This window comes from Bradyrhizobium elkanii WSM2783 (assembly GCF_000472865.1).
Lineage (GTDB): Bacteria > Pseudomonadota > Alphaproteobacteria > Rhizobiales > Xanthobacteraceae > Bradyrhizobium > Bradyrhizobium elkanii_A.
This window is the reverse complement of sequence record NZ_AXAP01000016.1, coordinates 117,150-126,608: the sequence shown is the minus strand read 5'-3', so window position 1 is coordinate 126,608 and position 9,459 is coordinate 117,150. Positions and strand designations below refer to the sequence as shown.

At 63.0% G+C, this 9,459-nt stretch carries 8 protein-coding genes; 2 read left to right on the top strand and 6 right to left on the bottom strand.

Going from position 1 to position 9,459, the window contains the following annotated elements:
• The 6 genes from YY7_RS0117035 to YY7_RS0117010 form a co-directional block, all read right to left on the bottom strand.
• On the bottom strand, positions 1–614 hold a 614-nt coding region (locus YY7_RS0117035), incomplete at its 3' end, for a cytochrome b/b6 domain-containing protein (RefSeq protein ID WP_035690338.1).
• A 55-nt stretch (positions 615–669) separates the two neighbouring features.
• On the bottom strand, positions 670–1,272 hold the full coding sequence (fdh3B, locus tag YY7_RS0117030; RefSeq protein WP_028164302.1) for a formate dehydrogenase FDH3 subunit beta: 603 nt from the start codon (positions 1,270–1,272) through the stop codon (positions 670–672).
• Positions 1,273–1,284: 12 nt separating this feature from the next.
• On the bottom strand, positions 1,285–4,239 hold the full coding sequence (locus tag YY7_RS0117025) for a formate dehydrogenase subunit alpha (protein WP_028164301.1): 2,955 nt from the start codon (positions 4,237–4,239) through the stop codon (positions 1,285–1,287).
• 12 nt (positions 4,240–4,251) lie between these two features.
• Entirely contained in the window at positions 4,252–4,479 is a 228-nt protein-coding gene (locus YY7_RS60400; protein WP_028164300.1) for a hypothetical protein, read from the bottom strand.
• 250 nt (positions 4,480–4,729) lie between these two features.
• The gene (locus YY7_RS0117015; protein ID WP_028164299.1) at positions 4,730–5,896 is read right to left on the bottom strand and encodes a cytochrome P450; all 1,167 of its coding nucleotides are present in this window, start codon (positions 5,894–5,896) and stop codon (positions 4,730–4,732) included.
• 156 nt (positions 5,897–6,052) lie between these two features.
• Positions 6,053–6,844, bottom strand: a complete 792-nt coding sequence (locus YY7_RS0117010; protein WP_035690351.1) for a helix-turn-helix transcriptional regulator — start codon at positions 6,842–6,844, stop codon at positions 6,053–6,055.
• Between the two features lie 216 nt (positions 6,845–7,060).
• Between YY7_RS0117010 and YY7_RS0117005 the strand changes: the two genes are divergently transcribed.
• Complete coding sequence (locus tag YY7_RS0117005; RefSeq protein WP_028164297.1) at positions 7,061–8,209, top strand: ABC transporter substrate-binding protein; 1,149 nt, start codon at positions 7,061–7,063, stop codon at positions 8,207–8,209.
• A gap of 26 nt (positions 8,210–8,235) precedes the next feature.
• Positions 8,236–9,450 carry a cytochrome P450 gene (locus YY7_RS0117000; RefSeq protein WP_028164296.1) on the top strand — a complete coding sequence of 405 codons (1,215 nt, stop codon included), beginning with the start codon at positions 8,236–8,238 and terminating at the stop codon, positions 9,448–9,450.
• Positions 9,451–9,459 lie beyond the last annotated feature (9 nt).

Here is a 9,459-nt window from a genome sequence, read left to right as displayed (position 1 = left end):
ATATCCACCTTCTCCAGGAGATTGTCCCTGAAGAAGATCACCATGATCAGGAGAAGGCCCGCCACGAAGGCAAAGCTCGTGAAGTTGTGGATGTACTTCGCGACCTCCGAGATGGCGGCGAACATGTCCGGCCCAACGAGCGGCAGCAGCAGGGCCTTGCCGAACGTGATGTTCAATCCGGTCAGTCCGAGGATGACAAAGGAGGCCGCCGTCAGCCAATGCGCGAAGCGCTCGAACGCCTCGAAGCGGACCACTTTCTGCCCCGAGCGCCCGGCTGAGATCGGGAGCCGTCCGAGGATCAGATAGGCGATCGCCAGCAGCAGGACCGTGCCAAGGATCACAATCGCACCGCCCCAGCGCAGCAGGACCTGGTGGAAATATTCCCAGGTCCGGCCCGCCGGCTGGATCAGTACGCTGGCCCTGGTGTCGGGAATGTCGATGCGGCCGGTGATGCGCGGCATCTGCTGCAGCAATTCGTGCTGGCTGGTGACGCTTGCGGTCGGATTGGGTGCGCCATCGGGACCGCGCTCTTGTGCGAACACGGGCGCCGCCGCTGATATCGCAAGCAGCGCCAGGACGAAGGTCGCCAGACGAAAGCGTGCGAGAAACGTCATGACCGTTACCCTGTTCTCATCCCGCGCCCATCGCGGGCCGCCTGAGCCTGTCCGCTCAGACCCCGACGTCCTCGTGGTACGCCGTGGTCCAGCCCCAGGCACCGGAACCATAGCCGCGCTTGCGCACCCGCTCGCCATAGATCTGAGCGATGATGTCGCCATCGCCGGCGAGCAGCGACTTGGTCGAGCACATCTCCGCGCACATCGGCAATTTGCCTTCGCCGAACCGGTTCGAGCCGTATTTGGCGAATTCCGCCGCGCTCCCTGGTGCCTCTGGTCCGCCGCCGCCGGCGCAATAGGTGCATTTGTCCATCTTGCCGCGGGTACCGAAATTACCGACTTGCGGATATTGCGGCGCGCCAAACGGGCAGGCGTAGAAGCAATAGCCGCAACCGATGCACTGATCCTTGTTGTGCAAGACAACGCCGTCCTCGGTCGGGAAGATGCAGTTCACCGGACAGACCGACGCGCAAGGCGGGTCCGTGCAATGCATGCAGGCCATCGAGACCGAACGCTCGCCCGGCTTGCCGTCATTGATGGTGACGACGCGGCGGCGGTTGATGCCCCAGGGCACCTCGTTCTCGTTCTTGCACGCGGTGACACAGGCGTTGCAGTCGATGCAGCGGTCCGCGTCACAAAGGAATTTCATGCGTGCCATCGTCTCTTCCCCTTACGCGGCCCTGATCTGGCAAAGCGTCGCCTTCGGCTCCTGCATGCCGGTTGCAGGGTCGTAGCCATAGGTCGTCAGCGTATTCACGCTTTCGCCAAGCACGATCGGATCGGCGCCCTTCGGATATCTGGCGCGGAGGTCCTCGCCCTCGAAAAAGCCGGCGAAATGGTACGGCATCCAGGCGACGCCCTTGCCGACGCGCTCGGTGACCATCGCCTTGACGCGGGTCCGCGAACTGTTCTCGGCGCCCGTCACCCACACCCAGCCGCCGTCCTTGATGCCGCGCTCGGCGGCGTCGGCCGGGTTGATCTCGACGTACATGAACTGCTTCAGCTCGGCGAGCCACTTGTTGGAGCGCGTCTCCTCGCCGCCGCCTTCATATTCCACCAGCCGGCCCGAGCTCAGGATCAGCGGGAACTGTTTTGAGATGCCGCGATCGACGGCCGCCTTCTGCACCGAGAAGCCGATATTCGGCATGCGGAACTGCTTGGCATCTGGCAAGGTCGGATAGTCGGCGACGAGGTCCGGACGCGGCGTATAGATCGGCTCGCGATAGACCGGAATCGGATCGGGCAGATTCCAGGCGATCATGCGCGCCTTGCCGTTGCCGTAAGGCGAGCAGCCGTGCTCGATCGCGACCCGCTGGATGCCGCCGGACAGATCCAGCGACCAGGACACCTTGTCAGGGTCGGCCGAATTGACGCGCTGGATGATCTCCATCTCCTGCGGCGTCAGCTCGTTGTCCCAGCCGAGCTTTTTCAGCACGCCCAGCGTGAACTCCGGATAACCGTCCCTGATTGCGGAGCCGACCGAATAGGAGCCCTCGGCGAGAAGATTCTCATGAACCTCCCGCTCGACCTCCTGCCCGTTCTCCATCACCTTGCGCCTGACGACGCGCTCGACGCCGAACCGGGCGCGGAAGGTGCCGCCGCCGTCCTTCACCGAAAGATTGGTGTTGTAGAGGATCGGCGTGCCGGGATGCTTGAACTCCGGCGTGCCCCAGCACGGCCATGGCAGACCGTAATAGTCGCCGCCGACTTCCGGATCATCCTTCGGTGCCCGCAGCGTGACCAGGTCGAACTTATGCTGGTTCCTCATATGCGCCTTCAGCCGCTCCGGCGACTGCCCGCAATAGCCGGTCGACCAGCCGCCGCGGTTGATCTCGCGCAGGATGTCCTCCGCCGACACCGAGCCGTTCTCGACCTTGATGTTCTTGAACATCGGGTCGGCAAAGCCGAGCTTCTTGGCGAGCATATACATCACGTCGTAGTCGTTCTTGGATTCGAAGACCGGCTCGACGATCTTCTCGCCCCATTGCAGCGAGCGGTTGGAGGCGGTGCGCGAGCCGTCCATCTCGAAGCTGGTACAGGCCGGCAGCAGATAGGTGCCGTTCTTGCGCTCGGAGACCACCGACCACGCCGTCGGATAGGGATCGCAGACCACCAGGAGTTCGAGCTTCTCGATGCCGCGCACCGCTTCCGGCATCCGGGTGATGGTATTGACACCATGCCCCATGACGAACATGGCCTGCACCGGATTAGGCTGGTTGATCTGGTCCTTCGGCAGCAGGGTCGCGTCGAACCAGCGCGTGCTTGGAATGCCCGGCGTTTCCATCAACTGCTTGCTCGGGAAGCGCGACTTCATCCACTCGTAATCGACTTCCCACACCCGGCACCAGTGCCGCCAGGCCTCCTCGGCGAGACCGTAATAGAGCGGCAGGGTCGTGACATCGAGCCCGAGATCGGTCGCGCCCTGCACGTTGGTGTGGCCGCGGAAGATGTTGGCGCCGCCGCCGGCCATGCCGACATTGCCAGTGGCGAGCAGCAACAGGCAACTGGCGCGGACATTGGCGGTTCCGGTGGCGAACTGGGTCTGGCCCATCGCCCAGATCAGCGTCGCCGGCTTCTGCTTGGCGAACAATTCAGCGATATGCTTGACCTGCGCCTCCGGCAGGCCGGTGACGCGCTCGACTTCCTTCGGATTCCACTTCGCCGCCGCCTTGCGGATATCATCCACGCCGTAGACGCGCTGGCTGATGAATTCCTTGTCCTCCCAGCCATTCTCGAAAATGTGCCACAGCATGCCGTAGATGGTAGCGATGTGGGTGCCCGGGCGGACTCGGACATATTCGGTCGCATGCGCCGCCGTCCGCGTCATCCTTGGATCGACCACGATCATGTTGGCGCGGTTGAGCTCCTTGCCCTCGAGGATGTGCTGCAGCGAGACCGGATGCGCCTCCGCCGGATTTCCGCCCATCAGCAGGATGGTCCGGGAGTTACGGATGTCGTTGTAGCTGTTGGTCATCGCGCCGTAGCCCCAGGTATTGGCTACGCCGGTGACCGTCGTCGAATGGCAGATGCGGGCCTGATGGTCGGAATTGTTGGTACCCCAGAACGCCGCAAACTTGCGGTTAAGATAGGCGGCCTCGTTGGTGAACTTGGCCGAGCCGAGCCAATAGACCGAATCGGGGCCCGCCTTCTGGCGGATCTCCATCAGCTTGTCGCCGATCTCATTGATCGCGGTCTCCCAGGAGATCCGCGTCCACTGGCCGTTGACGAGCTTGACGGGATAGCGCAGGCGGCGCTCGCTCAGGACGTCGTCGCGGACCGCGGCGCCCTTGCAGCAATGCGAGCCGCGATTGATCGGGCTGTCATAGTCCGGCTCCTGCCCGATCCACACGCCATTGGCGACCTTGGCGATGACAGAGCAGCCGACCGAACAGTGGGTGCAGACATTCTTGCGGGTCGCGACGGGCGCACCGGGAGGAGCCGGCGGGCCGGCCTCCACCTTACGCACGCCATTCAGCGTGAATTCGCCGAGCGCCGCCAGCGTGCCGGCAGCGATGCCCGAACGCTTCAGAAACGTGCGACGATCCAATCCGCCGCCTGGCCTGCCTCCTTCGGCGAGAACAGGCTTTGCACTTCCCTGGCGACGATCCGCCTTCCTGATCAGCACGAACGCCTCCCTCTATCGAGCGCCGGGATAGCTGTTGACCCGGTAGAAGTCTCGAACCTCGGCGGAATTTGGCTGATAGCGCGCTCTGCGCTTGTCCTTCAGATTGACCGATTGTGCGGGCACCTGCCGCGGCAGCAATGCGCCGACGGCGGCCACGCTGCTGCCGGCGATGGTCAGACGAAGCAAATCACGCCGAGGAATTTTTCGCTTAGGATTTTCCTTCTCAGGATTTTCCTTCATCGCGGCGCGCTCCTAAACCAGGTTCGCTACTCGTTAGCGTACTCCGCGCGATGTCGGACTTCAATTGTCGGTCACCCCGCACTGCAGCAACCGTTATCGAGATTTTCGGTGCGGTTTACTAGGAGCGACTTTTCAAATTCGCACGATCGCATGGCACTCACGCGCCGCGACAGCCGGCCGCAGCCGCTCGGGAAAACCTGGACGTGCTGTTCTGTGAGGATAAGCGGCGAACGCGAATTTTCTGGACCGCCTAACCCCACGCGACGGGCAAATTAAGCAGTCCGCGAAACGCCCAGCCACCGATCCGCACGGGTTCGCTCTCGACAATGCGCAGGTTCTTCAGCCTGGCGAAGACGGCCGGGAGCGCAACATCGGCAACCATGGCGCGCGAGGCCCAGGCGCCGGCGCAGAAATGCGGCCCGGCGCCGAACGCGATGCTCTTGCTGGTATCGCGCTCAAGGTCGAACTCATCAGCGCGTTCGAAATGCTTTTCGTCGCGGTTTGCCGAGCCGAACATCAGGAACACCCGCTCCTCGGGCTCAAAGGCAACATCACGGATTTTCCACGGCTTGGCGATGCGGCGCGGCGACATGCCGATCGGCGAAATCCAGCGGGCATATTCCTCGAATGCCTGCATCCAGGGAATCTTGCCTTCCATGACCGATCTCAGTTGATCGGGGTGCGTCAACAGCGCCCACGCGGTGCCCGCGATCGCATCCCGCGGTTCGTTTTGACCGCCGCTGATCGAAAGCTTGATGTTGGCGCGCACACTCTCCATCGGCATGCCGGATGCGAGCATCACGCCCAGCAGGCTTTGATCGGGCTTCTTGCTGAGCACCGGCAGCATGTCGTTGATGGCCGCATCAATGCCCGACGTCGCGGCATGACAGCGCGCCTCGACGGCGGGATCTCCAGTGTAGTTGGCGATGCCGTCGATCATCCCTTGCGACCACGCGTTCATGTCCTGAAAGCGCATGTTGGTCAGCCCGGTGATCGATTTCAAACACTCCGCCGAGAACGGCAGCGCGAAATCGCGCACGAAATCGCATGCGCCCGCAGGCTCGAGTTCGCCGATGATGCGGTCGGCATGGGCCTGGAATTGCGCCGTCCAGTGAGATCTGACGGTCTTCGGAGATACTGCAGGAAAGATCGCCTTCCGCTCCGACACGTGCGCCTCGCCGTCCTTGCGCATCATGTTGTGGCCCATCAGCGTATTCATCAGGCCTGCGGGCTGGTGCGATGAGAAGACGTCGATCTGCTTCTCCGAGACGAAGATGTCGTCGCGACTGCAGAGCAGCGTGCTGCCGAGCTGCGGCACGAACGCGATGGGAGCATCGCGGCGCAACTTGGCAAGCGTCGGATAGGGATCGCTCCAGAATGCCGCGACGTCGATATCGATACGAGGCGCAGTGCTCACGGTTTGGCCCTCCCTGTATTCCTCAAGGGTACCGAGGAGCAGAAAGGACGTCTGTCCCGTTGGACAGGGACAGGAAGTGGCGCTGCCTCTCTGCACCTCTCCCGTAGGGAGAGGTGAACTTGCGGCCAGACCGGTTCAATCGAGTGACGTCGCTCCCTAATGCGCAGAGCGGGGAAGCGCCATCAGGCGCAGTGCGATGGCGAACAGTTCGTTTTGCGAGGAGATGCCAAGCTTCTCATAGGCTCGTTTGCGATAGGTGAAGGTCGAGTGCAGGCTGATCCCGAGATCCGCCGCAATCGCCTCGGACCCATAGCCCGACAGGATCCGCAGGCAGACATCCTTTTCCCGGCCGGTCAGCTTGAGGAACGGCTCGCGGGTCGAAAACAGCGTCTGCAGTTTTGTCGGAGCTTCTGCTGCAACCTCCTCCTGGCAGTTACGCGCCACGATTGCGGTGATGGCTGGCGCCATGTTGCAGAGACGTGCGGCTTCGCTCCGCGTAAACCGGCCTTGCTCAGTGGTCCGGTAGAAATTCACATAAAAGCAGGCACTGTCGACCCAGATCGCCGCAGCGATCTTGTCGACGATCTCCGCATCCTCAAAAAATATCTTTCGATAGCCATCGCTGTACATGCGGCGGGAGAAGCTCGGCAGGACGACCGGGCGAGGCGCCGCCCGTTGGTGCAGGATCGTCTCCCGGTTCGGATCGGCCAGATGAAAATGCTCGGAATACGCTGCGCCGAGGTCCGGCCCGATGGCGATGTGCCCGATTCCCAGCGCGCAACGCGCCGTCCGCTCCGCCTCGAAGGCAAACACCATGCAATGGCCGACACCGGCCACGGCCCGAACCGTATCCATCAGGACCTGCGAGAACGACGGGCGACCGATGGCAAGCACCATCGGCGCAAGGACGCCTGACGAATCTCCGGGTTCCACCGCCGCTGACCCCATCGCTTCCTCCGGATTTTTCTTCAAGCGTATCAGCAACATCCGCAGGTTTGAAGCGGTCTCATGCGGCATCCGCCCCCTTTTGAGCCGGCATGTGTCACCAATAAAGGGGACAGACGCGCGCCGCGAGACAAGCGATAATTGCAAAGCGCTGACGTGCCTGACGTCCTCGGCGTATCTGCGCGCCTTGAAAGAAGAATTCTTGCGGGAGGGACTACGATGAGGCTGGGCCTTGCCGGGCTTTGGATCTTCGTGACCGCGGTTCTCTGCGCCGCGGACGCAAAGGCGGACATCAAAGTGGGGATCGTCGTCTCCGCGTCCGGACCGGGCTCGGCGCTCGGGCAACCGCAGATGCGAACGGTGGCGGCGCTGCCGAAGGAGATCGGCGGCGAAAAGGTCGTCTACATCCCGCTCGACGATGAGTCAGATCCCACCAAGGGCGTCCAGAACGCCCGGCGCCTGGTGATCCAGGACGGCGTCGACATCCTGATCGGATCGTCGCTGACGCCAGTGACGATGCCGATGCTCGACATCGCCATGGAATCGAAGACCCCGATCATCTCGCTGGCGGCCGCGACCGCCATCGTCCAGCCGATGGACGACCGCCGGAAATGGGCGTTCAAGGTCGTGCCGAACGATGACCTAATGGCAGCCGTCATTCTCAAACATATCGCGAAGTCGGGGATCAAGACGCTCGGCTATATCGGCGTTTCGGATGGATATGGCGAGGGCTATTACAAGGAAGTCAGCCGGCTCGCGCCGACGCTTGGCCTGACGGTAACGACGCATGAGGTCTACGCACGCGCCGATACCAGCGTGACCGGCCAGGCCTTGAAGGTGATGGCGACCAATCCGGAGGCAGTGTTCGTCGCATCCGCTGGCACGCCAGCCGTATTGCCCCAGCAGGCCCTTCGCGAACGCGGCTATGCCGGCAAGATTTTCCAGACCCACGGCGTCGCGACGGAAGAGTTCATCAAGCTCGGCGGCGCCAATGTCGAAGGCGCCGTGTTCACCGGCGAAGCGTTCACCATCGCTGAGGATCTCCAGGCGAACGATCCGTTCCGGTTGGTGCGAGAGGAGCTCGTCACTGCCTATGAAAAGGCGAATGGTCAGAAGCCGAACATCTTCGCCGCGCATTTGTGGGATGCCGTCGCGCTGTTCAAAAGGGCGGCGGCAAGCGCGTTGAAGACCGCCAAGCCGGGTACGCCGGAATTCCGGGCTGCACTGCGGGATGAACTCGAGCGCGGCAAGGACGTCTATTTGAACAACGGCCTCTCCACCATGAGTCCGACCGACCACAACGGCTACGATGAACGTTCCGCCTTTCTCATCAAGGTGGAAGGTGGAAAATTCCGGCTGATGCGATAGGGCAGGCAAGACGAGGGACGACTTGAATGAGTGCACTCGGCTCCTCTTCCACGACCAGCGCCGTTCCGCATCTGGACGTTGATCCCTTCGCGATCGCGTTCTTCGCCGATCCTTTCCCGACCCATGAGGTGCTGCGGGAAGCAGGGCCGGTGGTGTATCTCGACAAATGGAACGTCTACGGCGTGGCGCGCTACGCCGAAGTCCATGCGATGCTGAACGATCCCCTCACCTTCTGCTCCAGCCGCGGCGTTGGCTTGAGCGATTTCAAGAAGGAGAAGCCCTGGCGGCCGCCGAGCCTGATCCTCGAGGCCGATCCGCCCGCCCATACCCGCACGCGCGCCGTGCTCAGCCGCGTGCTGTCGCCGAGCGTCATGAAGCAAGTGCGCGACGGCTTCGCTAAGGCGGCCGAAGCAAGGGTCGACGCGCTATTGAACAAGCGCAGCTTCGATGCGATCGAGGATCTTGCGGAAGCCTATCCGCTCTCTGTGTTCCCGGATGCGCTCGGACTGAGGGCAGAGGGCCGCGAGCATCTGCTCCCCTATGCCAGCCTGGTGTTCAACGCGTTCGGTCCGCCGAACCAGTTGCGGCAGGAGGCGATCGAGCGTTCGGCGCCGCACCAGGCCTATATTGCCGAGCAATGCCAGCGCGAGAACCTCGCACCCGGCGGCTTTGGCGCCTGCATCCACGCGCGCGTCGATGAAGGCGAGATCACCGCCGCGGAGGCGCCGCTCCTGGTGCGTTCGCTGCTGTCGGCCGGTCTCGATACGACCGTCAACGGCCTCGGTGCGGCCATCTATTGCCTGGTGCGCTTTCCGGATCAATGGCAGCTCTTGCGCGACAATCCAGCGCTGGCGCGCAATGCCTTCGAGGAGGCGGTGCGTTTCGAAAGCCCGGTCCAGACCTTCTTCCGCACCACGACGAGGGAGGTCGAACTCGGTGGCGCGCCGGTCGGCGAGGGCGAGAAGATCCTGATGTTCCTCGGCGCGGCCAACCGCGATCCGCGGCGTTGGGACAAGCCCGACAGCTACGACATCAACCGACGCACCAGCGGCCATGTCGGCTTCGGCTCGGGCATCCATATGTGCGTCGGCCAGCTCGTTGCGCGGCTCGAAGGCGAGGTGATGCTGTCGGCGTTGGCGCGCCGCGTCGCCAAAATCGAGATCACGGGGGAGCCGAAGCGGCGCTTCAACAACACGCTGCGCGGGCTCGACAGCCTGCCCGTTACGATCACTCCGGCCTGACGAGAGGTG